This window comes from Spirosoma validum (assembly GCF_014699035.1).
In the GTDB taxonomy this organism is placed as follows: Bacteria; Bacteroidota; Bacteroidia; order Cytophagales; family Spirosomataceae; genus Spirosoma; species Spirosoma validum.
Map to the genome: position 1 here is coordinate 60,745 of NZ_JACXAA010000017.1, position 26,071 is coordinate 86,815.

The following is a 26,071-nucleotide window of genomic DNA, read 5'->3' on the forward strand; positions in this document are numbered from 1 at the left end:
CAAACACTAATCAATTATGAATACGTATAGTCTCTTTTTTGCTACCACCGTTATCGGTACTATGCTACTCGGTCATCGAATACAGGCCCAGCCCATCAAAGATAGTGAATTACGCATCACCCAAAACCTGGCCACAGGCGAACTGAAATATGAGCGAAAACAAGATAATGGAAGCTTTCTGGAATCATCTTACCTCCATGTCCGGCGCGATGGTAAAATTGTTATTACCAGCACTGGCAATCCGTTTCGCTTTGCTTTCAAGCCGACTAAAATAGAGGTAACGATAAACAAACCCTTTGGCGATAGCCTGACGGGGCCATTTTCCATAAAAGGGTTACCTGGTTTATCACTGCCCGATGGAACTCAAAAGGCCAAATCTTTAAACGAGTCTGCAGCTGGTAACACCAAGAAATCACCAAGCCAGGAAGTCAAAGCGGACCAGGCTAGAAATAATGAGGTTGGTGTACTGCTGAATACGCTGTTTGATTTTAAGAAACGTAGTGAAGCGAAGGCCACCCAATACGCAACAGCCCTTAGCGCCTATAAACAGGCATACCTCAACTTATATACTGGCCTGGTTGAGCGCAAAAAGCTAATGGATGAAAAAAAGTTTTTAATTGACGACGCTAGCAGACTGACCACCACAACCAAGGAAATTTTTGACGGTTTTTTTGTGCCTTTCGGTAATCCACCAAGCCTAAGCCTCAATGCACTTATTGCGGATTATGCCCAACAAAAAGCTACCGACTTAAAAAAATCTGTAGATGATGAAGCTACAGGACTTAAGAAACAAACCGCTGATTTGCGTGAGCTGTTAAGTACGATCAAAGTGATGGGCAACCGCATACTTGATGAATACGGTGATAAGCTCAAAGACAGCGAGAAGCAGCAGGTAAAGGATGTAGTTACTGTGGCCCAACAAGCAGCTACTGACCTTGAAAAAGCCAATTCGGATGTTGTCAAAAGGCATGAGGTCGTTACCAGCACCGACTGGGTGCTTCAATTCACTCAATTCTGGCAAACCAAAGAAGAGATAATTAGCGCGAATTTCACGCACATCTTTACAACTTCTGCTAAAGGTGATAAAATGGATATCCGCCAAAACTACAAGATAATGAAGTTTCAGGATGGTAAGCTTACGGCCAGCCCACCTGAATTAGACACAACGTTCACCATACAGGTAAAAGGAACCACGCACATTAATATAAGTGCCGGGGTCGGCCTGCCATTTCTTACAGAAAATAGCTACAGTATAAAGCCCGAAAAGCCGACATCTGCTACAGCAGGAACGCTGACTCAGAATCAGGCGGGTCTTGGTTCACCTTATTTGGTAACGATGTTTGATGTATCCTGGGGCAACTATTCTCAAATTAATCCGGTGATTAGTGCGGGACTGGGTTATCCATTGTCAGGGGGCTCGCTGGCTATTTTCGGTGGGGGCGGTGTCGCCTTTGAAGTACTGGGTCGTCGTATGTTATTTCATGGGGGTATTGCCTATGTAAAATCCAATGTTCTTTCCGGAGGGTACAAACTGGGTGAGTCGGTTCCGGTGTCGTTTGAGATACCCACCGAAACCGGCTATCGAATCAAACCCTTTTTCGCCTTCACCTATAATCTTGCCCAAGTTAAATAGTGCTTTCTTCTTCCTCTTACTAACCAGTCACCATGATCATATTTTTTCTGTGCCTTTTGTTATGGGTACCCGGCCCGACGCAGCCAACCCCAGGTACGGCCACGAACGCCGTATCAGCCACATCGACGAAGATGACGGATACTACCCCGGCATCTGGTACAACACAAGCCGCAGCAAGTAAACCGGCTGCTCAAACGGGCACCAGTACAGCAGCCAAGTCAACGGAAAAACAAGCAGTAACTGAACCGCTCAACGTCTGGACAATGCTATTGATCATTGTGGCCTGTGGGCTGCTGGGCGGAGGCTGGAATTTCTTACGGACGTATGACACGGTTAAAGCCGATGCAATCACCGCTGGCGCAGACCCGGACGAGCGGTTGAAACGCCATTTGCAAATTTGTTTGTTAGGGGGCGTTGTGGCGGGTGGTATTGTTCCGTTTGTACTGATGAGTGCCTCCAGTGACTTACTGAACAACCCCTCAACCTACCATTATTTTGTGTTTGGAGCCTACTGCCTGGCAGCAGCTGTCAGTTCGGCTGCGTTTATTGAAGCGGCAGCCGGTTCATTAACCGATCGGCTGAAGCAATCTCAACATGAACTGGCCACCAAAACAATCCAGAATCAACAGCTACAGGACAAAACGGCTAAACTGGAAACTATTGCCACAAACGCCGTAAAAGCCGTGGCCTCACCAGAGATCGTAGGGACGCCCGAACACGTGCAACAATTAGAAAGCCTGAAGCAACAGCTTAATAGCGTAAAATAGTAGCGATAGTTAAACTTACCAGATTATTCATTCAATTTTGCGGAATCGAATAATGCCTTTTGGCAACTCTTATTCCCGATTCCATTGGACAAACTAACAGCATCGCTGCTCAACTTATTTACAAAGCATCGAGTCATTTTCTGGTATGATGATAATAGGGAGATGGCTGAACAGGTGTCTAAACTCAACCTGCCCAGTGTCGAAACCTTAACGGTAAACAACAATGAATTTACAGTAAAGTACCGGGTGCTTTATGAGCAGCCTACTACGCCCTTCCTACTGTATTTCCCCTACAGTCAACCGGCTTATGAGCAAAACTGGCTATTGGACGTTCAACTAGCGGGCTACGTTTTTCGGACCGATTTACAGGCTCAGTTCATGCAGGATCTGAATCTGGATTATCATTACCATACTTTTGTCAGTACGCATATTGAGTTTTTTAAAAGTAACCGACGGCGTGAGAAACTAGCCAAACTCGGTATCCCTACAGGAGAATCTGAAGCTGGTCTACGAAATCGGATGCTGGCGGTTGTCTTTGGGCAGGAGAGCCTGAGCCTAAGTGAAATGCTATTGGCTTACACGCATACTATCACAACCAGTTCTGATGATCGGTTTGGGCAGGAATTAATTCGGTTTGGGCTCACCGAAACATTCTGGCAACTAGTGACAAACCGTTTTGGCTATGCCTCAAACACCCCCTCGATTTACGAGTTTGCCCTGGCTCTCTTTCAGACAAATACTTCTTTTTTACCTACGCTTCTGAAGCCCGATGCACGCGTATTAATGAATCGCTGGCGGGTTAACCTTCGCTATCAGGATAGTTTCCGGCAGCTTTCCAAACGTGCTGGTAATGATCTGAACCTGCCAACTCTTTTACCTAGGACTACTCTCGAAGCTCTACTGGACGATAATTTATTTGAGCCAGTCGAACAGCGTATTATTGACGAATTAGCTCGAACGGTTGTGAGCGGAACGGCGACACCAGAGCGGATTGAAACTATCCAGAAACAACGCCAAAACAAATATTGGTATATAACCTATCAGTCGTATTACGATGTATTGATTCATGCTGTCTGGATTCGGTCGTTAGTCGAAGCCTGGGCCGACGAACCGTTTGACGTACTTTCAGAAGGGCCCGAACGATATACAGAACGACTCTATCGGGTAGACAATCATTATCGCAAATTAGTATACGCTTACCGACAGACAAAACAGGCAGAAGGTCAGTCAGATCTGCTGGAAACTGTTGTTCAGGCAATTGACGCAGTCTATGCCAACCAATGGTTACTACCCCTCAGTAATCACTGGCAACGCGTAGTAGATCAGACAAGCGAATGGGCGTTTGGCCCGTTGCAAACCCAACGGTATTTTTTTCGCTACCAAATAGAACCCCAGTTAAATAAAGGGCGGACGTTTGTCATTATTTCAGATGGACTTCGCTATGAGTGGGGGCGGGAGTTAGCCGAACGCATGCAGACTGAAAACCGGTACATAGCCGATTTATCGTATATGGTAACTGGCCTTCCTTCTTATACACAGTTAGGCATGGCGGCATTGCTCCCCCAAACACAGCTTGCCATTCAACCTGGCACTGATGCAGTTCTGGCCGATAGCTTGCCGACACAAGGAACAGATAACCGCTCGGCCATTTTGCAGAAACACAAAGGGATAGCTATTAGCTCGACTGATTTTCTGGCCCTTAATGCCAATAGGGAAGGCAGGGAGTGGATAAAGCCTTACTCAATTATTTATATTTATCACAATAGTATTGACCGAATTGGGGATACATTAGCCACGGAGCAGCAGGTGGTTGATGAGTCAGATCGAGTTTTGGATAGTATCCAAACAATCATTCGCAAAGTGGTCAATATGAATGGTGTCCATATTTGGGTAACAGCCGATCATGGATTTCTGTACCAGCAGCAACCCGTCGATGATACCGATTTTTTAGCGACCTCTATAACTGGTCAGGTTTGGAAACAGGGCCGACGGTATATAATCGGGCAGAATTTAAAGGCAAGTGAAGGTTTCAAACGTTTCGAGAGTAACCAGGTAGGTTTAGTAGGCGATAACACTATTCTACTGCCTAAATCGGCGCAACGTCTTCGGTTGAGTGGATCGGGAAGTCGTTATGTGCATGGTGGTGCTTCTTTGCAGGAAGTCGTTGTACCATTATTGAAGATCGTTAAGAAAAAAGTAGATACTGTTCGATTAGTCGATATTGATCTAATCAAGACATTTGACCGCATCACAACCAATATTGTTGCTGTATCATTCTGGCAGCAGGAAGCCATTGGCGACCGAGTTCAGCCACGTCAAATTAGAGCTGCCTTTTTTGCAGAAGATAGTACGTTGCTATCCGATCAATTTTTGTATTTATTCGATTCTACAGAAACGGCCGAGCGGCTACGCGAAACGAAGCATCGGTTTCAATTAACTCAAAAGGCTGGCATTTTTTACAATAATCAGTCCATTATTTTGCGACTGGAGGAACCGATAGATGGTACAAGTCAATGGAAAACCTACAGGACTTTTAATTTTCTATTGACGATTGCTTTCACTAATGATTTTGACAACTTCTAAGTAGCGCCATCCATACATCCTTTCCAATGAATGAACTGAATCAGAAACTAAACCAATATTTTGCAGGTAAGATTGTCCGTAAAGATCTCACAAAGCTGATAAAAGGTAATGCCATTGTACCGACCTATGTTTTGGAGTATCTCCTGGGACAGTACTGCGCTACGGATGATGAAGATACAATAGTCAGTGGTGTACAAACGGTTCGGGATATCATTGCCCGTCATTTTGTACATCGTGATGAGGCACAATATATTAAATCACTAATTCGGGAGCGAGGCAGTCACCGGATCATTGATAAAGTGGCCGTTCGTTTAAATGACAAGCGAGATCTATACGAAGCACAATTTATAAACTTGGGTCTGAACCGAGTACCTATTGCTGATGAGGTTATCCGTCAGCATAAAAAACTGTTGTCGAGTGGGGTTTGGTGTATTGTCACTATGGCTTATATCGCCAATACCGATGATGCGAGTGCAACGCCTTGGGTGATCGAGAATCTGAAGCCCATTCAGATGGCTAATGCCGACCTAGATAATTACAAAGAGGCCCGAAGCGCGTTCACGAAAGATGAATGGGTTGATGTGCTCATGCAATCCTTAGGACTCAATCCTGATGAATTCTCGTTTCGATCAAAACTTATTCAATTAGCTCGACTAATTCCCTTCGCTGAGAATAATTACAACCTCATTGAGCTGGGACCGAAAGGTACGGGCAAATCGCACATTTACTCAGAAATGTCGCCCCATGGCATTCTGATTTCAGGCGGAGAAGTCAGTAAGGCAAAACTGTTTGTCAACAATAGTACGGGCGATATCGGGCTGGTAGGCTACTGGGATGTGGTTTCATACGATGAGTTCGCAGGGCGGGATAAACGGACAGATAAAGGGTTGGTGGATATTCTGAAAAATTACATGGCTAACAAATCGTTCTCACGGGGCACTGATGTTTATGGGGCGGCCGCATCGATGGTTTTTGTTGGCAATACCGATCACTCAGTGCCCTATATGTTGAAACACAGCAATCTATTTGAAGCCCTTCCTCGTGATTATTATGACCCGGCGTTTCTGGACCGTATTCATGCTTATTTGCCTGGTTGGGAGGTAAATAAGTTACGAAATGAAATGTTCACTGCTGATTACGGCTTTAATGTTGACTATTTAGCCGAGATTCTGAAAGAACTTCGTAAAGAAGACTTTACCCACGCCTACAAATCTTTTTTTGACCTATCGAACAGCATTACAACTCGTGATAAAGACGGTATAGGTAAAACGTTTTCTGGACTAATGAAAGTCATTTATCCAAATGGGGACTGTACGGAGGTAGAAGCTAAAGAATTAATAGAGTTTGCAATTGAGTGTCGCAAACGAGTCAAAGAGCAATTAGTCAAAATTGACGAAACCTTTGAAACAGTTGACTTTTCTTACAAGCTGCGCTCATCCGGTCAGGCTATAACGATTGAAACCCTGGAAACTCTTCAACAGCCTATAAACGCTGGGGAGAACTCAAATTCAGCCAATAGTTTAGTAGTGCTACAGGATACAAGTATAGTCTCCGACGTACCACTTGAAGCTGGGCAATTTGTGATACGGGACAATCAAATAGGGGTATCATTCGATGTACTGTTCGGCCAATACTTACGGGGAGCTACTGAAATTATTTTATGTGATCCGTTTATACGGCACCCGCACCAATTTCGTAATCTCCTGGAGTTTGTCACAACAGTAGTTCGATACAAAGAAGCTGATACAGAGCTAACCTTTTATTTAGTAACCAACAATACAAGTGATTATATCGAAGATTCACGAAAATCATTAACCGAATTAGCAGAATCGGTTTTAGCCTCATCCATCAATTTTCAGTTTGAATTTAATGCGGCACTTCATGACCGTTCGATCACCTTAAATAATGGTTGGAAAATTGTGCTGGGAAGAGGGTTAGATATTTACCAAAAAACGAATGGTCGATATGACATTGCTGAGTTCATACCTGAAAAGCGTTTATGTAGAGCATGTGAAATAACCTATTTGAAAATAATGTAAATTATAATTAGCTACTATTGAATTAAATTAACACACAGGGAATATCTAATTTACGGCCATACTCAAATGTCTGCTACATGTCATCCGAAACAGAGTATCTGTTGTTTTTAGCTTCAGTAATAGTAATATCGACTATAAGCGACTCTCATAGCCTATTCAGGTCATAAACGGTCAATTTATCTCGCACATAAATACTACAACCGTTAAAGGAGATTTCCACTTCTTTCGGAAATCTATCCCTACACCCGCCAGAGTGATATACCTGGTACAAATGTCGCGTTTAGAAAGGTTCTTCTTGGATAGTATAGTGATGCTAACAATAAACAATACAACTCTTTTTGGTCATATGCTTTTTCACCCGGCAAAAACTACCTCAATAGGCAAGTGTTAGAATGATTTTAGAAAAACATCGTTATAGGCAAAAAAGTATCGTAATAAAAATTTGCAATGGAGAAAGCAAGAAACCAAGCCTTAACTCGTCGAAAAATCACGATTCAAACCAATATAGGGAAACATATTAAATCAATAGAATTAGGGAGGTATCATCAAAGCTTAGAAAGTTATTTAGAAGGAATTTGTTCTTCATTTACAATTTATAAAGGTAATGACGCTACTTTATGGTTAAAATCTTACCTAAGTTCTTTTAAAGGTTGGGGTGCTATTCGCTATAAAGAGAACAATGTTTTCCCGAATGGCAGTGCCTTATTTAAAAAGTATCAAGAGTTTGGGCAACGACTTTGGAAAGATAAAAAAGCCCAGAAAATCCTAATAGACTTTTTAGAAAGCGGAGAGGGTGAATATATAGATGCAATTAATAGTCTTATTTGTAAGCTGAAATCTTTGCCTAATTGGGAAGTAATTTATGAACAAACTGATGAATTACGGATCGTCAAGCCTTTAATCGAGCCCGAAGCGCAATTTTCTGAAAAAGTAGAAACATTACCAATAGCTAATCAGCTACCTAACATAGAATTTAACCGCTCGCTCCCATCAGTCATACGAAACAAAGCTGAGGATGATGCACTTAAAACTTTTTCAGACTATATGCCAGAAGAATATCGAGAAAATGCTTTACCTTATCTGACAGAACGATATACAAATGCTAAGCCTGGAATGATTTGGCAGATGCTAATTTCAGTAACCGATTTGGGTATTGTAACGTCTAAGATATTGAACATGACGGATAATAAGCTGCTCAGTATACTGGAAAGTCAGTTTGGTAAAATTGGCAAAAATGGCAGACGTTCCTTTAACAGCGCAAAAAATACATATAACAGCCCCGGCAAAAAGCAAGCTACTGATATACAGTTAACTAAGGATAAAATTAAAGCTGACTTGAATATAAACCGGCTTTGATTCTTTGGCAATTTTGCCTTTTTGTAAGACTGGTAAAAACGCCAAAACTGCCTTTCTGACTTTTGACCTAAACTTAAATAATAGGCCAAAATGATCGACAATCCCTTTGCCATTTTGCAACGAGAAATTAATAGGATTGAAGCTAAACAAGATGCTATTTTAGAGCTATTGCGTACTAAAAATACACACGCGATACCTGTAGAACCTATCCCTATTCTATCAGCAGCAGACGTAAAAAAAATGACCGGCTGGCCAAATGGTACCTTCTACGCAAAAGTGGCAATAATGCCTGAAGGAATCGTTATTCGTAACCGTTCAAAACGGTTGCTCTTTAATCGTGCTCGCCTGCTTGAATGGCTACAGTCGTCCGCTTAAAAGCCATACCAATTGATGATTGTATGCCTAGCGTACTGATTTTTTCTTTAGGAATAGAGTTTTTTGTAGCCTCTCCTACTATATGAGTAGCCTATTGGCTATTCATACCTATTCTCCAAAGCGTTTATTAATAAAATAGCCTTGAAACTGTTGGCGCAGTTTCAAGGCCGAAAATCGTATTCAAAGAGTGAAATTTGAACAGCACAAAGATAAGGCTAATGGCCTTACTAAGATCAATTTGCCCCGGCAATTTACAACGTTTACTAACGGAGACAACAATTTGGATGAATTCCCAAATAGTTATAAGTCAGATGAAAGTAAATTGGATGTAGCACAACTACGTGCGAAAAACGGTTTTGTCATCGATGAGATGAATCGAGTCCCTAATCCGCCACTGCATAATACCAGTAATCAATCGGATGCTCCTTCAAAACCTCTATTGAGTTCTCTACTGGCACTCGAGCAAGAATTGACAGAACTGGCCACTAAGCCGATCGTGTTTTCCCCTCCGTTAATAAGTCGCGATGGAACTCCTATTGTTGGACGAAGTACAGTTAATATTATTCAGGGGACTTTTGGGTCGCACAAATCCCGGTTAGCCGAATTGTTCGGTGGCTTGATGCTGTCACCTAACCTTAAACCTCCCCAGGCGCTGGGTTATGAGCGAACGTCCCTAGAACGGTATTGTCTCTGTTACATAGACAGTGAACGGAATCGGCGAGAGGAATTACCCTTTGCCATTCAAAGCATGAAACGAAATGCAGGCTTAGGCATTGAAGACAAACCCGACAACTTTCGGTTTACCAGTATCAAAGGTGTAGGCCGTGCTAGACGACAACAGGCACTTGAAGCATTTATTGCTCATGTGCGTGATAACAGTTTGTTACATTTATTCTGCATTATTGATGTCGTTACCGACTGCGTAGGTGATTTTAATAGAAGTGAAGAAGCACTATTATTATTTGATTTTCTCGGAAATCTATGTGACAATTACGACTCTACCTTCTTACTTGTCATTCACCAAAATCCAGGTACTGAAAAAGCCCGTGGGCATGTTGGCACAGAGGCAGCTAACAAATCAGCCACCGTCATGCAAATTGGCTTCGAAAAGGATGCAAAGGGTAATGATACAAACCTTATTCGGCTACGTTATATCAAAACCCGTCGGTGCCAGCGCCCAGAGCCACTTTATCTGACCTACAACGAGACTACCTATAGTCTTATAGTAGCTGATGCCTCGACAATGGAAGCAGCTACCAGCCAACGAAAATTAAAAGCAGATGTGGATGACATCGCCGATCGGTTAACTACCCTGTTGGCCGAAGGACCTATTCCAAAGCATGAAGTTGTGGGAATACTCGAAAAAGAGTTTTCGGCTAAAAATTCGACAATTCGTGAACGCCTGAAAGTTATTCAGGATGAGCCCCAGGAAATGTATAACAGCGAGGGGCGCTTAGTGCAGTTATCCGACCGTAAAGCAGGGCGTAATCACTACTACTTACTTGAAGAGGTCGAATGAATACTGTTACTGCCAGGGGCCATATATAGGGCTTTGGCAGTAACAGTATTCATTCGAAGCTGCCAAATTTATTCTGGCACTATCATTTGACAATAACAGCATGAAGCTAACCACTCTCTGCGATCATCTGGAAATTGAATTCGGGACTCATATATTGGAATCTGTCACAGGGGTAGAATTACGTCAAGGTGGGCAGCCTATTCGTTTGTTCGATACCACGAAGCATAGTGCTGAAGTGTTTTATCGTAATGACCAGCGAGGCAAGCCATATATTCAAAACTTTCAAACTGGCACCCGAATTTACCCAGTAACCGCCTATGCCCAAGTACATAGACTCACTATGACTGATGCTATTTATGAACTGGCGCGTACTTATGGTCTTGAGGATGGCTATTATACTTCACGGCAGCCATTTCCACCAAGAAATGCCCCATCAACTAAGCCGGATTATATTCCAAACGAACGTTACGAACCTTGCCGCCAAGGATTTCAGCGGAATGGTTTATTTATTTGGCTGTCTACTATGTTTGGTGTATCTGAAACTTACAAAGCTTTCGAACTATATCGGCTTGGAACATCAAAACACTGGGTGTTTGAAAATATGTTTGCCACTACCTTGCCTCAATATGATCAGGTTAACAATCTATGCCAAATCAAAGTAATTCCATTCAGTCCTAAAACTGGACGACGGGCTAAACCAGAACAGCTCCCTCCAAGGCTTAACCGGAAAACGAATCATTATGAACCCGACCCTGGCGTTTGGTTTGCGGGGAAGTACCTATTACGAAAAAAGAAGGTCCACCTGGAGCAGTGCTATTTTGGTTTGCACCTTATATCCTTGTACCCTAAGAAGAAAGTTGCTTTTGTCGAAGGTGAATCAACAGCCATTACTGCTAGCATTGTTTATCCAGAATTTAACTGGCTAGCCTCAGGTGGATCGACTGGAAACTCCTGGAATAATTCAGATAAATTCAAAGCATTAGCAGGTTGTGAGGTAGTACTCTGGCCTGATTCAGGGAAATTCGAAGAATGGAGTAAAAAAGCCATTCCTTTAGAGGGTTTGGTTACTAAGTTAGCCGTTAGCGACTATGTTGAGAAGCACGCTTACAAATCCAACTTAGATTTACGTGATCTACTTTGTCTACCACAATGGAATATAGAGGGTCATACTATTTATGGAGAGCCATTAGCTCTAGAAATTTTGCAAGACTATCCGCCGGATTGGGATTGTTAGCCAAATAATCCTGATTTACCCGAACGTTATTTTTCTACTACTCTTAGGCCTAAGAATAGTCAAACAAAGAATGTTTCAACCAACGTTTCAACCAAAATAAAAAAGCACTTAACAATATCTGTTAAGTGCTTGATTTTCAGTGGTGGGAGTTGACGGGTTCGAACCGCCGACCCTCTGCTTGTAAGGCATATAGCTTTTATTGTCTGATAAAATTTGTCATTATTTATTATTCTGATTATCAATGAACAGTAGACTTTTATAGTACTGGTTAGTGTTGGATATTAATGGTTATTGCCATACCTTTATGTACACCGGTAATAATGGCCTCCAATCCTCTGCCTACTGAGCGGTTGCCCCAAGTAAAGGTAATGCTTTACACCAGTAAGACCCTAGCTGATGGTTCGCACCCTTTACGACTACGAATTACAAAAGATGGTGGCCGTAAATATATATCAATCGGAGAGAATTGCCCGCTGAGCTTATGGGATGCTGATAAGGAAATTCCCCGCCGTAGTCATCCAGAACAGAAGCGTTTATTAGCATTAATTAAGAAGTGGGAAGCTACCTACGCTGACACCGCCAAACAGCTACAGGATACAGGACACCCTTTTACAATTGAGATGCTGATTGACGCTGTTACTGAAAACAGCAAGAAGCCGCCGAAAGAACGTAGGGGGGCAATGCTGCTGAATTACTTTCAGCATATTGTTGAGCAGTTGCAACAGGCTAAACAGGTAGGCAATGCCAACGTATATAGGGATACGCGTAGGGTATTAGCTAAATTCCTCCACGACAAAGATTGTCCGATCTCCAGCGTAAACGTTCCGTTTCTAAACCGCTTTGAAACTTACTTACGTAGCGAGGGATGTACAGATACAACCATGAGCGTTTATTTCCGAACGCTTCGGGCTGCTATGAACCGGGCTATTGGTGAAAAGCTGTTACCTGCTGATCTTTATCCTTTTAGTCGGCATACCGCGCAACGAGATAAATTCAGCCTGGCTAAGTTCGATCTATCGACCCGTAAGCGGGCAATTACCAAAGATGATATTCGCACTATTGAAGCCGTTGAGGTCGATACATCAAGACTTCTACTGGCTAAGCATCTATTCTTGTTCTCTTATTATGGTGGAGGGATCAATTATGTGGATATGGCGCAACTCAAATGGCGTAATGTGCAAGGTGGGCGCTTGCAGTATGTTCGTCAGAAAACAGGAGGGCTGTTTAACCTCAAGCTATCCGAGCCAGTAAAAGCCATCCTGGATTACTATCGCCCCTTTACGTTCGCTAATTCTGACTCGTACGTATTCGGTATTCTCAATCCGGAAAAGCATCAAACGTCCGTTCAGATAGCTAACCGGCTTCATAAGATCAAAGGTCAGGTCAATCAGGATCTGAAAGCCATTGGTAAGCTAGCCGGTATTGAAACCTCTTTAACCACCTACGTAGCTCGTCACAGTTTCGCTACGGCGCTGAAGCGGTCAGGCGTTTCGACAGCCGTGATATCTGAATCAATGGGACACAAGACCGAAAGCATTACCCAGACTTACCTGGCTTCGTTTGAGAATGAGTTGATTGATGAGGCATTCGATAATTTGTAATTCTACACCCACAGCCACCATGAAAAAGATTTAAGTTGACTACGCCGATATTGATCAGCATTACCAAGTAGATGAGAATGGCAGGGTAACGCGGAAAGATCCCAGTGTGATTATCGAAGTGATCAACCTACCTAATCAATTAGATCAAAATGAAATTGACGTTGACGAAGAGGAAACCGACGATGAATTCGAATCGGGCATTTCTACTTTTTGATAGTATTGAGCACTGCGTACTTACTTGTGCCTATACGCGAAATGACCCCCGGAAAAACCTTGATTTCGCTGTATAGCCGGTTTTTAGATATTTTCTGTACAGATCGAAAACCTCGTTCGTCGCTGACAAGGGCATTTTCGATGCGGCTGGCAACGACGACGATGCTCACTGAAAACTTTTCTCGCGCGCGTACGCGTATCGGAGTGCATAAACTTAGTTTATCTATCTCTCTGTTGTGATTAATATCGGTCATTTTGGCTATATTTCATCTATGAAAAAGGGAGCCCAACACGACCCATCCTCCAAGCGTAAAATTGCCCAGTCAATGCGGGGCCGACGTAACGCCGTCGGCAACAAGGGTGGTCAGCCTGGCCGCTATCAACCCGAGTACGCCCGGCTGGTGTATCACTACTGTTTGTTAGGCGCCGTCGACCGGCAACTGGCCGAGTTCCTTTCCATCAGCCTGCGCACGCTGCACCACTGGAAAAAGCGTCACGTTGAGTTTTCCGAGTCAGTTAAAGCCGGGAAAACGATCGCTAATGCCAAAGTAGCCAAGGCGCTCTACCAGCTGGCCATTGGCTATTCGCACCCCGATACGTATATCTCGGTTTATAACGGGCAGGTCGTACTCACGCCGACGATCAAGCATTACCCATCCAACCAACGTTACGGCGGCAATCTTCTGGCTTAAAAACCGGCAATCATCTCATTGGAGCGAACGGCCCAGGGCTGACTCGTCAAGGCCTGCTCAGGTGTACATCCGTCGGGAAGAAACCACCGGTGATATGGTCATCGATCGCTACGATAAAGGCTTGTGGGTTGACCAACTGGAAAAGCAGCTGAGTGAGCCCGTCCCGAGCGATTTTTGACAAAAAGGCCCTTTCCAGCCAATTGAAGAGTTTTCTGAGTCAGGTACGCGCGGGGAGTGAATGGGATGAGCTAACGGTTTTTCTGGCATCAATTCGCACGTATGTACGGCCCCTTGCTAATCAACTGACGATGTGGTAGAACGCTTTGGCCGCATCGATCTCAGCCTGGCAGTGTTTAAGAATCTTTTCGTGATTCTGCCAGACGGCGGCTTGCTGGCCAGGCGTTTTGCGGTCGAGCATGGCGATATCGATTAAGTGTTGCAGCAGCGCTTCGAGTTGAGTCAGGGGAATCACAATGACCGGCTCACCGACGTAATGGCGTCTAATGGGTTTGGGCAGTTGCTTAGAGCGGGGCATTCCGGAAAGGTACGGTAGGTAAGCGAAGGTAGCCTGTTTTAGCTGATTCTTCGTTGTCGATTGGTAGAATGATTGCTGAGAGGCCAAATAAGGACCCAAACGTGGCGATGGGGCGATTTACTAATAAAAATTTACCTAGGAATTATCAACATGTATATCGTTTACTAGAGCAGCTCATGCTAGATTACCTTCATTAAGTGGGTATACTGCATTTCAGTACGTTTACTTAAGTATTTATGCCAACCCCCTGTTAAGTGCTTCTTTGGTAAAAACACGTGTTTACACGCTGTTTTTCTATCGATAACGACAGAATATTTACGGCACAATTAGTCAATTATCATTTCCCATCAATAGTATAACTGCGAAAACACAGGATCCTCTTAAACCCATTCGGGTAGTTTAACTGAATGGATGAAGTCTGCTGCGCATACCACTAGTCTCAATCACCTGAGCGTGAAAGGACCAATTTTATAGAATTCCAACCCTGTTAAACCTACTATCATATGTCCTACTTAAATGTGCCCAGGCTTACGTTTTCCGGGCAGTTTCAGGCCGATCCATCAACCGTTAACAATGATCCGACCCATTTCGACAACGCTAATTTCAAGGCAAGCTATCAGGATTATTCCTCGGCAACCGATTTAAACGGCTGGTGGAATCCTGATGGCACCGGTAACTGGCGCTTTATCGGCTGCCAAATCACCAGCGTTACTTACCAGGATGGCACCAGCACCGACAATCCGCTGCTCGACCCGGTAATCGGCATGTCGGTCATGGACACAGACGCCCGCACCGCTGGCAAGATCGTAGATCTCGACAGCCAGCAGCAGATGGTATCCGAGCTTTGGGGATTCATCGTAAGAATTGTCGGGCAGGAAGGAACGGCAATGATGAAAGGCGAATATGAAGTGGCGCCATTTACCAACATCTGGTTCAACCGGTCTGTTGATATGACGGCTGACGGAGGGGCAGCCGCTTTTTACCAGTCGGTTATTAAAAATATAACATGGGACCACGCCTATTCCAAATCCCGCTACCTCAACGAACTACGGGAAGTAAGCCCTAAGCAGCTGTCCATTGAATTTACCGTCGACCGGTATGATGGCAACAATACTTCACCGCAGTTTACGCTGGGAAGAATTGCAGGTGCGATAGGCCCCCACGCTGCCACTGAGCCGAAGCATTTCGTATTAGGCCGGCAATTAGCCTCGGCGGGAGGAACGCCTACCAATTACGGCGTAGCGCTGGTCAATGAAGAACTAGGCCATTTGGTACTGGACTTGGGGAACTCGCTGCAGTTCAATGTGGATGGCGTTGTTAAGGCCGGTGATCTGCGCATTGGCGTAAACAAGGGTACGCCAAGCGATCTGGCCTTTGTTGAGTTCGGTAAGATAGGCTACACCGCGCCGGGCTGGTATATGAAATCGTCAGGCATCTGTACTTTTCCGCTCACAGCCGAGCAGTTGCAGTTGGCCATCACGTATCCAATTGTAGTCGCCCAGGCCGTGACGACTCCGAATGATGTCTTTACCGCGGAGACCAACACAACTTACGGGTTTTTCTTAGCCGAAAACACGCAGTTTGTCAGGGCGGACAAGTTTGTGTTCCGACTTAATCCAAATGACAAATGCGAGATCCAGTTTTATGCCACCAATCTTGGCAAACCGCTGCCTAATGCCATCATAGAAATCCAGGATAATACCGTCAGCAATAGTTTCCTTGGGCCTGCCAGTAATATTCCCAGCGAGCCGCCCTCGCCAGCGCCGGCCATAGGGACGCCTGCTTTGTTGATGTTTCCTTCTACAGTATCTGTGAAGGCTAATACCGCCAAGCCTGCCACCGCCGTAACGGATGCCAACGGCAAGGCTACATACAGCTTTGTCGCACCCGATCCCGGGAATCCGCGCGGCTATATCGACGGACAGATATACGGCCTTTCGTACAACTTATCAACCCAGGATTTCGCAACAGACTGTAATCCGGAAAATTTTGTCAGCTTATTGATTTTCAGCGGCCCGCCAGCGACAAAAATCGCGCCGGACTGGGATAACTTCATGCAGCCGATCATGCAGCAGTACGCCAACCTATACCCGCTAATGTCTAAAGGCATTTTCAACCTGGCCGACAAGGCGGTAGTGGATAGAAACGCCCAGATATTAAAGCTGGTTTTCAGCAAGGATCCGCACGATCCAAACTACATGCCTGCCACCCGCGACCTCTCCGCCTACAAAAAGAAGGTAATCTTAGACTACCTGGACAGCGTAACCAATAAGCCCGCTGAAACAATCGAACTGTACAACAAAAAGAGCTGAAGCATGATATTCCTTAAAAAAGTAAAACTTGAGACCATTGCCGACCTCAGGAAGGCACTACAAACGGCCATTGAACTTGAACACGCAACCATTCCGCCTTACCTAACGGCCAATTTCACGCTGTTCAATACCGGAAACGACGAGATATCGAACCTGATCGGATCCGTGGTGGGGGAAGAAATGCTGCATTTGTCCATCGCCTGCAACCTATTGAATGCCGTCGGCGGCCGCCCGGTGTTGAACAAGCCCGGTTTTATCCCACGGTATCCCGGACCGCTTCCCGGCGCTATCGATACCGGCCTGATCGTTCCCATCGAAAAATTCTCGAAAGAACTCGTCAACGAAGTATTCATGGGCATTGAAGAACCGGAAAAGCATGTTCCCATCCATTCGCTTTCGGTCGGGCCGGAAAAAATGACCATCGGTATGTTCTACGCCAAAATCATCGATCTGATCGGTAACCTGGAAGCCGCTGCCAAGGCTGCCGGAACAACCATCTTCACCGGCAATGTAAAGGATCAGATGACGTATGAGAAATTCTATCCTGAAACCCTGCTTTTCCGAATTACCGACGAAGCCACGGCAATAAGAGGCATTAAGATCATCGTCGATCAGGGGGAAGGCTCGCCCATCGATCCATTTGTCGCGCCGAAGGATGACAACGACGTAAACGAACTGGCGCATTATTACCGCTTCCAGGAAATTTACGAAGGCAAAACCATCCTGCCCGACCCGGCCGGAGGCTATATGTTCGGTGATCCTGCTATTGCCTTTAACCCAGACCAGGTCCCCAATATGTGGCCCAACCCGAAAATGGATGATTATCCAAAGGATACGCAGGCTTACATCAACAGCAGATTCTTCAACTACAATTACACTTCGCTGCTCAACTGCCTGCATCAGACCTTCAACGGGCAGCCCGACAAGATCAATACTGCCATGGGTATCATGTTCTCCTTGCGGCTTTATGCGCTTAAGTTGCTGGCCATACCCGACCCGAATCATCCGGGTTATGTAGCCGGGCCCAGCTTTGAATATGTAGTTGAATAAATGGATATGCCATGAAATTGTCTTCTTCCAGGCTTGTGGTCAAGCTGTCCATCAGCGATATGCTCAAGTCGAGTCGTTTTTATTGCGAGCTGTTAAACTTCACCTTCACCGTCAATGAAAACTACATGATAAATTCAGATGGCAATTTTGGTCTGGATTCCTATATGGAACTAGATATGCCAGCGGCTAAAGGTCATTTTTCGATCGGACTTTACAAAGATATTGTATCCCCTTTAAGCCCAAAACCCAACATAGGTTCCGGGCCCAGCTTTATTGTCGATAATTTACAGGCGGCATTAAGCTATCTTCAATCAGAAAAGGTGGTGATCGACAGCGCTGATGGTAAGATCATCATCAAAAATAAATCAGATGAAGGGTATGTGGATGAATTTTTTTTCTTCCGCGATCCCAACAATAATTCCTTGGTAATGCGACAGAACAGGACTAAAAAAACGCTACGCAAAAAAGCTTAATAAGCGGGCGCGGCTCGTAGTTTTATACCCGCTGATTGGGATCAGCTCGTTCACCATCCTTTCTACGTATGAACCTGAACCACACCAATTCTGCTGAGCCGACCCAATCCGCGGTCGACCAAGCGCCCCTCAGCTACGATTAGTTTAGTCAATTGCTGGCTCAGTACAAACGGGCTGTTTGTGAATCAATGTATCAGGCCCAAAATCTATTTGAGGAGCTACTGAGGTTATAGCAATAAGAATCTACGACAGAGTCTTCTAAGCTATCTGACTGCTTCCCAGTCTAAACGAGTTGTTATCAACATGGCATTTAGTAAATTATATCTTAAATTAAGTAAATCGACTAACCAATTAAATCTTGTTTGACAAAAAGGGTACGCTTGAAGTGTACCCTTTTTGCGGATGTCAGTTGACAGAGAAGCTCACCGCGAATTCTTGTTTGCCTGCTCAAAATGGCAAATGAGAATTCGCGGTTTTAATACATCCTTTTTAAAAATACAGATGCTCTACGGTTTCTTTTTCTTCGTGGCTACAGTGGCCAAACTTAAGGGTTGTAGCGGGGTAAATATGTGGCTAATGGTGTCGGGAGATAAACTAGGATGAGCACGATCAAAAACGGAATGACAAAATAAACAGGAATTGGAAGGGCCTTGAAGATACGTTTCCATGGTGCTGTTTGCCAGAGCGCTGGTGCCGATGGCTACGCCAGGTATTGTATCCGTTCCGTAATTACTGCCATTGGGAGCAGCCCCTCCTTGCGTCCAGGTGGCACCAATGAATAAATAATTTTTCCGAATATCACTGCCCGCCAATAGCTGCTGTATAGTGTTGTTGAGTGAAATGACTTCGCTGTTCGAAGCTGCTGAGCTTCGATCCTGTTGATTGGTCAGCGAATCCATCGCGCTTCCCCAGGGCATAGCCCTCAAGGTATTGCTTGCGGAAATGGTAAAGATGGAGTCAGCACTGAGCGTATCGCCGTTCGCGCTCATATGGGGAACATTGACGCTTCCGCTGGAGCTGTTGCTGAATAGCCAGCCTTCCCCTGTATCCTGGGGTACTGTTTTAGACGTACTATCTGCGTCCAGATAAGCGTAACTAGCATTGGGCGTGTTTTTTTTGTGCTCAAAAGTAGCCCAGATCATTTCTGGATGCCCGGCCACACTCCCCACGATGTGCATGCCAACCAGGGCCATTTTAGCGACTCGTTCTCCAGTAGGAACCCATTCCCGGTTGCTCGTCGTATCGTACGTAGGAATGGTCGCATCAACCGTAATATAACTACTGGCATTGGGCAGATTCTTAGCTTCCACCCAAGATGTCTTAAGCTCAATAGCCAATGCATTCGAGTCGGGTAATTGAACATGATTAGCCCTGGCTAAGGCGCAAATACTATCCCGGGCTGGGGCGGTAGTCGGGAATTGACTGCGGCTAAAGCGGCCATTCTTGGAACCCGTCAGAAAAAAAGCGTATACGTCGTTCACCATCGTCAGGTAATACACGAGTGAGCCATTTTGCGCCATAAGTGCATTGCCGGTTGCTTGTCCCTCCTCCGTCTGGATTTGATTCCCGGCGGCATCCAGAAAGATTGTTCTAGTGCCGACCTGTATTTTCTGCACGGTACGCTGCCGGTGGCGACCTACAATTGCTGTTGGCTGCCGAATAACTTTACCAAGTTTGTCTCTAAGAACGGACCGGCCATTGGTGCTCTCGTCGATACCGTGCACCTCCGTTATTTTACCATCCGCATCTTTAACCTTGGCCCTGCCGGGTAGGGTTTCTACTTCAAATAGTTTACCCGCTTTGTCTCGAATAACCGGTAATCGATGGGGCCCATTCTTAAGCAGATGATTGTCCATGCGAAACGGAATGCCGGTCTGATGGGGCATCAAGGTCCGCTGGCCACTGGCATCAGCTGGTGAGACGTCATAAAAAAGCGCTGATTCTAAAACGGTCCCGCCATTGCCATACACCCCGGAAGAACTCGACGTGAGCCATAAAAACATCTGCTCTGACCAGCGGTAGAAATCGCAATTATTATCATGGACAAACGTAACGCTGTTGGCCGGGGTTACAAAGCCATTTTCGGTGGCTTTGCCGCTGGCAAACCATGAATTAAACATCTCAGGGCTAACTACACAGGATTGCAGCACATCCTGGGGTAAGTTGCTGGAGGCCGTAGTGCGAACGGTCTGGGAGGTGCCACAGGCGTGAATACCGGCACACACGAGGGCCAAATAGGCAACGTTCTTGATTAGACTTCTCATGGCTAAACTGTAGGGAGAGTAGAGAATTGACTGGACTTTACGAGTCCTCAAAGGTCTAGTACAGACACCGCTCAAAACAGCCGGAAAACACGTGTTTTATTAATCAAGTGTTTACGCGCTATCACTTTATTTCGCTTCGATGAGTCGATTTCGGTAATCCATTAATTCTTCTTTGGTCTCAAAAAAGATTGGACGGAAGGGGATAAGCTGTAGTTCGACATTGATCCGGGGCAACCCGGCGTATTGTCCAACCGGCTTAAGGCTGTAGATGGCGCTACTCACCGTTAGTTCATGAGTTGCTGAGCGCTGCCGTACCAGCAGGCTGTTACGCAGACTGCCATCCAGAATAATTTGCAGGATGGTGGCTTGAAAATAAGGAAATTCATGGGCGGTTCCCAGGGGTTGATCAACCCAGACCGTATCGCCAACCATGAACGGAACCTCAACCGGAGTAAGAACTAGTTTCATTCGCAGCAGAAGGGCTAAGAGGGGATTACTAGGAGAAAACCAAGCCGTTGGCTAGTCGGGATCTGTCGCAACAAAACACCTGATGTTTCTAGGGAAGCCGTCCGATAGCCGATTCGGAGTTTCTTAATCGCTTAATGGCCTGATGGACGCTGGACTTCACGGTTCCCAGGGGTAAGCCGAATTGGTCAGCTACTTCTTGCCTGGTGTAGCCTTGAAGATACACCAGATCGATCAGTTGACGGTGATGAGGCCCTAAGGTTGACTTAATCCAATGATCCAGGCCAACAGCATAATAGGAGGGTGTTACGGCCCCTAGCGAGTCGTAGTCAAAATCATCAATTCGCTGCTCGGCTCGTCTGGACAGTTTCAGATGGGTGAAGGCAACGTTACGCGTGATTCGCAGCATCCAGGTGAACAACCGCCCTCTGAGTGGATCGTACTGAGGGAGATGGCGCCAAATTTTTATAAAGCTATCCTGAAGTAAATCTTCTGATTGAGCCTGGTTTTGAATGATCTCCATCAGGCAGGTAAGTAATCTGGGAGCGAATCGGCCGTAAAGTTCTTCGAACGCTTTTTGATCGTCTGATCGAAGAAGAGTGAGTAAAGCAGCTTCGTCATAGGGTGAATAGGTCATTGATCCGGAGAGAGATGACTAAACATAAGTCACCTAAAGCTATGCACAATACATTGTCTATTTCTATATATTTATAAATATATTTTATTGGTAACATATGGGCGTATGTTTTAGCTTCCCAAAAGGACGGTACCAATGCCTGAGTAGCTTTGCTAATATGGCTGGAAGCCTGATTCAACGGCGGATTCTGGGGAGCCACGATAAGACAAAAGCCCCGCTAAGCAGTGGGGCTTTTGTTAGGACTATAGGGCCGTTTATGACTTAACAATCGCTGGCGGCCAGCGATTCCTTCCGAAGTGAAAACTGAGTCTTGGGCGAATTCATCGCGAATTGATTGATAGCCTTGTAGATTGCCTTCACCGCTTCTTCAATACGCTGCCAGCCCGCTTCACTGCGCAGATCAATACCAATGACCGTCCGATCGAGCTGGGCCTGAATCGTCAGGTAGGACAAATCCCCCAGCATCACGGCTGAGATTGCCTGGTAATCCCCCTCCCTGACAAAGGCCAGTTGATGAGTGAGTCTGGTTAGCTCATTGTCCAGAGTCTTGCTAATGATGTCGGCTTGGGGATCATTGTCCTTCACCGTCGCTTTGATCAATTCGCGGGCCGAGCGGGAAGACCGAATCTGGCGAAAGAGTTGCAGGACCTGAGCCGACCAGATGGGTGCCAGCTCCTAGGGGTGAGCAGGTTGAATCTGCTTTAGCCAGTCCGGCGGGGGATTCGGCACCACCCGCCCCAGGCGCACATAATATTCCAATAAGCCATCAATACTGCCAAAATAGCGGTAGACAAGTACTTTACTGACGCTGACGTACAGCCCCTCCAGTCCGTCCTGGGCAAGAACTTGTTCTAATGCATTTACGATCCGCTCAATCGTGGCGGCCCGGTTACGTTTAATAATTTCCACTCGTGTTGATTAAAGTGTATAACTAAAGTCTGTCTGAGTGCGCCAATTACCCTGAAGGTAACTTAGGGAGGGTAGTATTGGCTTATCGACTTAGGATAGTTAACCAATTGCTTAGATAGGTACTCCGAAGGTGGAATTTTAGTTAGCAAACGGCCTAACGAGTAGTTTTTTTAAGCTAAAAGTGGCCAGGTTGCACACAAAAAAAATACCTGGCACGATTAGTACCGAGCATTCAAATACCCATTCTATGAAATAAGAATGAATCCTATCTACACCAATAAGATCGTAACATGTTTATGTCTGTTATGTAAATCACAGCCAGCCTTTGTCATGATGCGTCAGTGCATCTGAGTGACTGGGTGTTTATTAAAACCTCGAGGGGGTGTGTAGAAGAAAAAGATATTTTTCCCAAATGGACCATTTGAGACAGGATTGAAAGCATTTGAGACGGAATTGAAAGTCCGGCTAAATAATAGTTTTAATCTTTGTTGAATTGAAAATACGATGTTTTCAACTCATGGCTACCCTTTTACAAATCACTTAGCCACCTCCCTTCATATGTACCGTTTCGAATCTCTTTTCTAACCCGTTTCTTTATGCGTACACAGCTATTTCCTATTCGACTCCTGCTAGGAGTTCTTTTTGGTTTGATCATGTTCGGTGCTCAGGCTCAGCCCATTCGGTACGTTAAACCGACCGCTTCAGGCCTGGGGGATGGCAGCTCCTGGGCGAATGCCTCCGCCGATCTACAGGCCATGATCAATGCCTCCACCTCGGGCAATCAGGTTTGGGTGGCAGCAGGCACCTATACCCCAAACACAACCGGTCTGTCCGACCCTCGTAATGCGGCCTTCTCGCTCAAGAATAACGTCAGCGTACTGGGTGGGTTCACCGGCGTGAGTGGCAGTGAAGGCAATATTAACGCGCGCACGGCCAGTCCATCCTCAACCACCCTATCGGGTGATATTGGCACCCTCGACTCGCCAAGCGACAACTGCTATCACGTCTTCTATCATAATAACAATGGCCTGAATAACACCGCCATTTTGGATGGGGTCGTTATCGCCATGGGGAACGCCAATGGCACCTCCTCTGGGTATGATGTACGTGGGGGAGGAATGTTCAATTTCGGTAGTGGTCCAACCGTAAATCAGTGTCAGTTTGTCGGAAACTCTGCTTCTGGCGGTGGAGGGATTTATTGTCAAACGGCTGGTGAAAAGACGAAATTGACGGCCTGTAGTTTTGTCAGTAATGTAGGCACTCAGGGGGGTGCAATTTTAACATACGATACTCAAACATTAATCAATTGCTATTTTAGTCAAAATTCGGCCAGTAGCCTCGGCGGAGCAATCGCTAGTGCTAGCAATTTACCGCTAATTAACTGTACCTTCAGAGACAATCGCTCACCTAATGGTGCCGTGTTAGCAGGGACCGCGGGTGTGGCTACGTTGACCAATTGCATCCTATGGAATAATGGAAGTCCGTTCATAAATCTTGGGGGCTACACCATCAATGCCAGCTACTGTTTGATTTCGCCGGGCGTGACCGGCTATACCAACAATGGCAACAACCTCTCACCGACCCAATCGCCTTTTGATAACGCCACCGGACCTGAACTACTACCTTGCGCCCCGGCTGTTGACGCGGGCGACGAGACTGCCAATGCCACCACCACTGATGTGCTGGGCAACACCCGTAAAGTGCGTACCATCGATATGGGGGCCGCTGAGTTCGCAGGTACGCCCTATACCGTTTCAGTGACCGCACTGGCTACGCCAAATACGGTTTGTGTGGGTAGCCCTAGTAGCTTACAGGCTACAGCCAGTGGCTCATTGAATGGGCCCTATACCTACACCTGGACAGCACCGGCTGGCGCGTCTCTGAGCAGTACCAACCTCAACCCCACTTCGGCCACGGCCACCACCGCAGGCGTAGCCAGTTTCAGTATTCTGGTCAGTGACGCCGTGGGTTGCCGGGCGACCGGTAGTGTTAACGTAACGGTGAATGCGCTACCCACGGCGACCTTAACCAACAATGGCCCGCTGAGCTGTGCCCAACCCAGCGTCACCTTAACCGCATCGGGGGGCACCAGCTACACCTTTACTAACGGGAGTGGGACGGTGCTGGGCACATCGGGGGCCACGACCACCCGCTCGGTCACCACAGCCGGTACGTATTCGGTGCGGGTGGCCAACGCCAATGGCTGCGTGAGCACCACCAGCACCACGGTCATCAGCAATACAACTACACCCACAGCCAACATTTTAACCCCGGTCAGCGCTACGTTGACCTGCACAACCACCGCGTTGAGCTTAACGGCTACCGGTGGGGGCACGTATCGCTGGGAGAATGCCACCACATCTGCGGTGCGCTCGGTCACCACGGCAGGCACCTACTCGGTAACCGTTACGTCCCCCAACGGCTGTACGGCTACCGATTCACAGGTCATTAATGTCAACAGTACGCTTGCCGCTACCCTAGGCGCTTCATCAAGTACCGCCCTGGTAGGGAGTACCATCAGTCTGAGTGCCACGGGGGGCAGTGCCTACCTCTGGACGGCTCCGGCGGGGGCCAGTCTGAGTTCTCCCGCCACCAGTTCAGCCGTCTCGGTCAGCCTGACTACCCCTGGCCTGAAGACCTTTGCCGTTGTCGTCACTCAGGGCAGTTGTAGCCAGAGCCTGACGGTAGGTGTCAATGCGATACAGCCCCCCGATCTAACGGTGCTGCTCTACGCCCGGCCAACGCTAGTCTATGGCACAGCCCCCTTCGGGGTGGTGGTGGATGTGGTGGAGACCAACGGGGTGGCCAGCAGTGGCCCTATTACGGTCAAGATCACCAAAGACGCTAAGATGAGTTTGAGTCTGAACGGAGCCTTGACCAGCGTAGAGGGTCGCAGTGTGCAGAATGGGCTATGGAGCTTGGGCAGCGATGCCAGTTATTACATCTTAACCACCAGTCAATCGATTAGCGGGGGCAACAAGCTGAGCGTTGGCTTAACGGGTCAGCTGGCGGCAGGCAGCACTACAGGCATGATTAATTGCAGTGCGACGGTGGTAGGTGGGGGCGAGAGCCGCACCACCAACAACATTGATGCCGACAAGATCGAGTATTTTCAGCAGTGAGATAGAGCTTCACATTAGAAAAGATAATACTTACAGCCACCGTCTACTGGATCGTGGCTGTTTTATTTATCAATGCTCATAACTTTGGTTTAAGGGGAGTAGCTAACATTCGTACGATCAGATGGCAGCGGCCACCCCCAAGAAAAACGACATTTCGTCTCCAAATGGACGATTTGAGACAGGAATGAAAGGATTTGGGACGGAATTAACAGTCCGCTATGCGAGAGGTTCCGATCTTTGACGGGCCAAAAACGATAGCTTGCCAATTGATGCCATCACTAAACTCCTGCGA

At 46.2% G+C, this 26,071-nt stretch carries 20 protein-coding genes; 14 read left to right on the plus strand and 6 right to left on the minus strand.

Annotation, left to right across the window (positions count from 1 at the left end; translation table 11 throughout):
* Positions 1-16 precede the first annotated feature (16 nt).
* The 10 genes from IC230_RS29875 to IC230_RS29920 all read left to right on the plus strand — a co-directional run bounded on the left by IC230_RS29875 (position 17) and on the right by IC230_RS29920 (position 14,012).
* Positions 17-1,633, plus strand: coding sequence for a hypothetical protein (locus IC230_RS29875; protein WP_191042744.1), 1,617 nt, complete (start codon positions 17-19; stop codon positions 1,631-1,633).
* Positions 1,634-1,665: 32 nt separating this feature from the next.
* Complete coding sequence (locus IC230_RS29880) at positions 1,666-2,400, plus strand: YEATS-associated helix-containing protein (RefSeq protein ID WP_191042745.1); 735 nt, start codon at positions 1,666-1,668, stop codon at positions 2,398-2,400.
* 84 nt (positions 2,401-2,484) lie between these two features.
* Positions 2,485-4,983: a BREX-1 system phosphatase PglZ type A gene (gene pglZ, locus IC230_RS29885; protein WP_191042746.1), complete on the plus strand. Its 2,499-nt coding sequence runs from the start codon at positions 2,485-2,487 to the stop codon at positions 4,981-4,983.
* A 26-nt stretch (positions 4,984-5,009) separates the two neighbouring features.
* On the plus strand, positions 5,010-7,022 hold the full coding sequence (gene brxL / locus IC230_RS29890) for a BREX system Lon protease-like protein BrxL (RefSeq protein ID WP_191042747.1): 2,013 nt from the start codon (positions 5,010-5,012) through the stop codon (positions 7,020-7,022).
* Positions 7,023-7,469: 447 nt separating this feature from the next.
* A complete protein-coding gene (locus IC230_RS29895; protein ID WP_191042748.1) occupies positions 7,470-8,378 on the plus strand; it encodes a hypothetical protein in 909 nt (302 codons plus the stop codon).
* Positions 8,379-8,468: 90 nt separating this feature from the next.
* A complete protein-coding gene (locus tag IC230_RS29900) occupies positions 8,469-8,753 on the plus strand; it encodes a hypothetical protein (protein WP_191042749.1) in 285 nt (94 codons plus the stop codon).
* Positions 8,754-8,940: 187 nt separating this feature from the next.
* Complete coding sequence (locus IC230_RS29905; RefSeq protein WP_191042750.1) at positions 8,941-10,272, plus strand: hypothetical protein; 1,332 nt, start codon at positions 8,941-8,943, stop codon at positions 10,270-10,272.
* 100 nt (positions 10,273-10,372) lie between these two features.
* On the plus strand, positions 10,373-11,506 hold the full coding sequence (locus tag IC230_RS29910) for a DUF6371 domain-containing protein (protein WP_191042751.1): 1,134 nt from the start codon (positions 10,373-10,375) through the stop codon (positions 11,504-11,506).
* A 320-nt stretch (positions 11,507-11,826) separates the two neighbouring features.
* Positions 11,827-13,107: a site-specific integrase gene (locus tag IC230_RS29915; RefSeq protein WP_191042752.1), complete on the plus strand. Its 1,281-nt coding sequence runs from the start codon at positions 11,827-11,829 to the stop codon at positions 13,105-13,107.
* A gap of 485 nt (positions 13,108-13,592) precedes the next feature.
* Positions 13,593-14,012: a hypothetical protein gene (locus IC230_RS29920; protein WP_191042753.1), complete on the plus strand. Its 420-nt coding sequence runs from the start codon at positions 13,593-13,595 to the stop codon at positions 14,010-14,012.
* Positions 14,013-14,310: 298 nt separating this feature from the next.
* Here IC230_RS29920 and IC230_RS29925 read toward each other — a convergent pair whose 3' ends face one another.
* A complete protein-coding gene (locus IC230_RS29925; protein ID WP_191042754.1) occupies positions 14,311-14,547 on the minus strand; it encodes a hypothetical protein in 237 nt (78 codons plus the stop codon).
* A 503-nt stretch (positions 14,548-15,050) separates the two neighbouring features.
* On the opposite strand from IC230_RS29925, the gene IC230_RS29930 reads away from it, so the two are divergent.
* Genes IC230_RS29930 through IC230_RS29940 form a run of 3 tightly spaced genes read left to right on the plus strand, consistent with a single transcriptional unit; the run spans position 15,051 to position 18,382 of the window.
* The gene (locus tag IC230_RS29930) at positions 15,051-16,859 is read left to right on the plus strand and encodes a hypothetical protein (protein WP_191042755.1); all 1,809 of its coding nucleotides are present in this window, start codon (positions 15,051-15,053) and stop codon (positions 16,857-16,859) included.
* A gap of 3 nt (positions 16,860-16,862) precedes the next feature.
* Positions 16,863-17,909, plus strand: coding sequence for a ferritin-like domain-containing protein (locus IC230_RS29935; RefSeq protein WP_191042756.1), 1,047 nt, complete (start codon positions 16,863-16,865; stop codon positions 17,907-17,909).
* 11 nt (positions 17,910-17,920) lie between these two features.
* On the plus strand, positions 17,921-18,382 hold the full coding sequence (locus IC230_RS29940; protein WP_191042757.1) for a VOC family protein: 462 nt from the start codon (positions 17,921-17,923) through the stop codon (positions 18,380-18,382).
* 506 nt (positions 18,383-18,888) lie between these two features.
* Here the strand turns inward: IC230_RS29940 and IC230_RS29945 are convergent.
* The 5 genes from IC230_RS29945 to IC230_RS34230 all read right to left on the minus strand — a co-directional run bounded on the left by IC230_RS29945 (position 18,889) and on the right by IC230_RS34230 (position 22,657).
* Positions 18,889-20,646, minus strand: coding sequence for a hypothetical protein (locus tag IC230_RS29945; RefSeq protein WP_191042758.1), 1,758 nt, complete (start codon positions 20,644-20,646; stop codon positions 18,889-18,891).
* 126 nt (positions 20,647-20,772) lie between these two features.
* Entirely contained in the window at positions 20,773-21,114 is a 342-nt protein-coding gene (locus IC230_RS29950; protein WP_191042759.1) for a hypothetical protein, read from the minus strand.
* Between the two features lie 88 nt (positions 21,115-21,202).
* Complete coding sequence (locus tag IC230_RS29955; protein ID WP_191042760.1) at positions 21,203-21,748, minus strand: RNA polymerase sigma factor; 546 nt, start codon at positions 21,746-21,748, stop codon at positions 21,203-21,205.
* Positions 21,749-22,009: 261 nt separating this feature from the next.
* Entirely contained in the window at positions 22,010-22,333 is a 324-nt protein-coding gene (locus IC230_RS34225) for a hypothetical protein (protein WP_223860941.1), read from the minus strand.
* A gap of 90 nt (positions 22,334-22,423) precedes the next feature.
* Positions 22,424-22,657: a TetR/AcrR family transcriptional regulator gene (locus IC230_RS34230; RefSeq protein WP_223860942.1), complete on the minus strand. Its 234-nt coding sequence runs from the start codon at positions 22,655-22,657 to the stop codon at positions 22,424-22,426.
* A 596-nt stretch (positions 22,658-23,253) separates the two neighbouring features.
* On the opposite strand from IC230_RS34230, the gene IC230_RS29965 reads away from it, so the two are divergent.
* On the plus strand, positions 23,254-25,779 hold the full coding sequence (locus IC230_RS29965) for a beta strand repeat-containing protein (protein WP_191042761.1): 2,526 nt from the start codon (positions 23,254-23,256) through the stop codon (positions 25,777-25,779).
* Positions 25,780-26,071: the final 292 nt, after the last annotated feature.

Coding starts and splice junctions, on each gene's coding strand:
- IC230_RS29925 (WP_191042754.1), bottom strand. CDS start 14,547: ATGCCCCGCTCTAAGCAACTGCCCAAACCCATTAGACGCCATTACGTC.
- IC230_RS29935 (WP_191042756.1), top strand. CDS start 16,863: ATGATATTCCTTAAAAAAGTAAAACTTGAGACCATTGCCGACCTCAGG.
- IC230_RS29950 (WP_191042759.1), bottom strand. CDS start 21,114: ATGAAACTAGTTCTTACTCCGGTTGAGGTTCCGTTCATGGTTGGCGAT.
- IC230_RS29965 (WP_191042761.1), top strand. CDS start 23,254: ATGCGTACACAGCTATTTCCTATTCGACTCCTGCTAGGAGTTCTTTTT.
- IC230_RS29955 (WP_191042760.1), bottom strand. CDS start 21,748: ATGACCTATTCACCCTATGACGAAGCTGCTTTACTCACTCTTCTTCGA.
- IC230_RS29910 (WP_191042751.1), top strand. CDS start 10,373: ATGAAGCTAACCACTCTCTGCGATCATCTGGAAATTGAATTCGGGACT.
- IC230_RS29915 (WP_191042752.1), top strand. CDS start 11,827: ATGGCCTCCAATCCTCTGCCTACTGAGCGGTTGCCCCAAGTAAAGGTA.
- IC230_RS29895 (WP_191042748.1), top strand. CDS start 7,470: ATGGAGAAAGCAAGAAACCAAGCCTTAACTCGTCGAAAAATCACGATT.
- IC230_RS29945 (WP_191042758.1), bottom strand. CDS start 20,646: ATGAGAAGTCTAATCAAGAACGTTGCCTATTTGGCCCTCGTGTGTGCC.
- IC230_RS29940 (WP_191042757.1), top strand. CDS start 17,921: ATGAAATTGTCTTCTTCCAGGCTTGTGGTCAAGCTGTCCATCAGCGAT.
- brxL (WP_191042747.1), top strand. CDS start 5,010: ATGAATGAACTGAATCAGAAACTAAACCAATATTTTGCAGGTAAGATT.
- IC230_RS29875 (WP_191042744.1), top strand. CDS start 17: ATGAATACGTATAGTCTCTTTTTTGCTACCACCGTTATCGGTACTATG.
- IC230_RS29930 (WP_191042755.1), top strand. CDS start 15,051: ATGTCCTACTTAAATGTGCCCAGGCTTACGTTTTCCGGGCAGTTTCAG.
- IC230_RS29880 (WP_191042745.1), top strand. CDS start 1,666: ATGATCATATTTTTTCTGTGCCTTTTGTTATGGGTACCCGGCCCGACG.
- IC230_RS29900 (WP_191042749.1), top strand. CDS start 8,469: ATGATCGACAATCCCTTTGCCATTTTGCAACGAGAAATTAATAGGATT.
- IC230_RS29920 (WP_191042753.1), top strand. CDS start 13,593: ATGAAAAAGGGAGCCCAACACGACCCATCCTCCAAGCGTAAAATTGCC.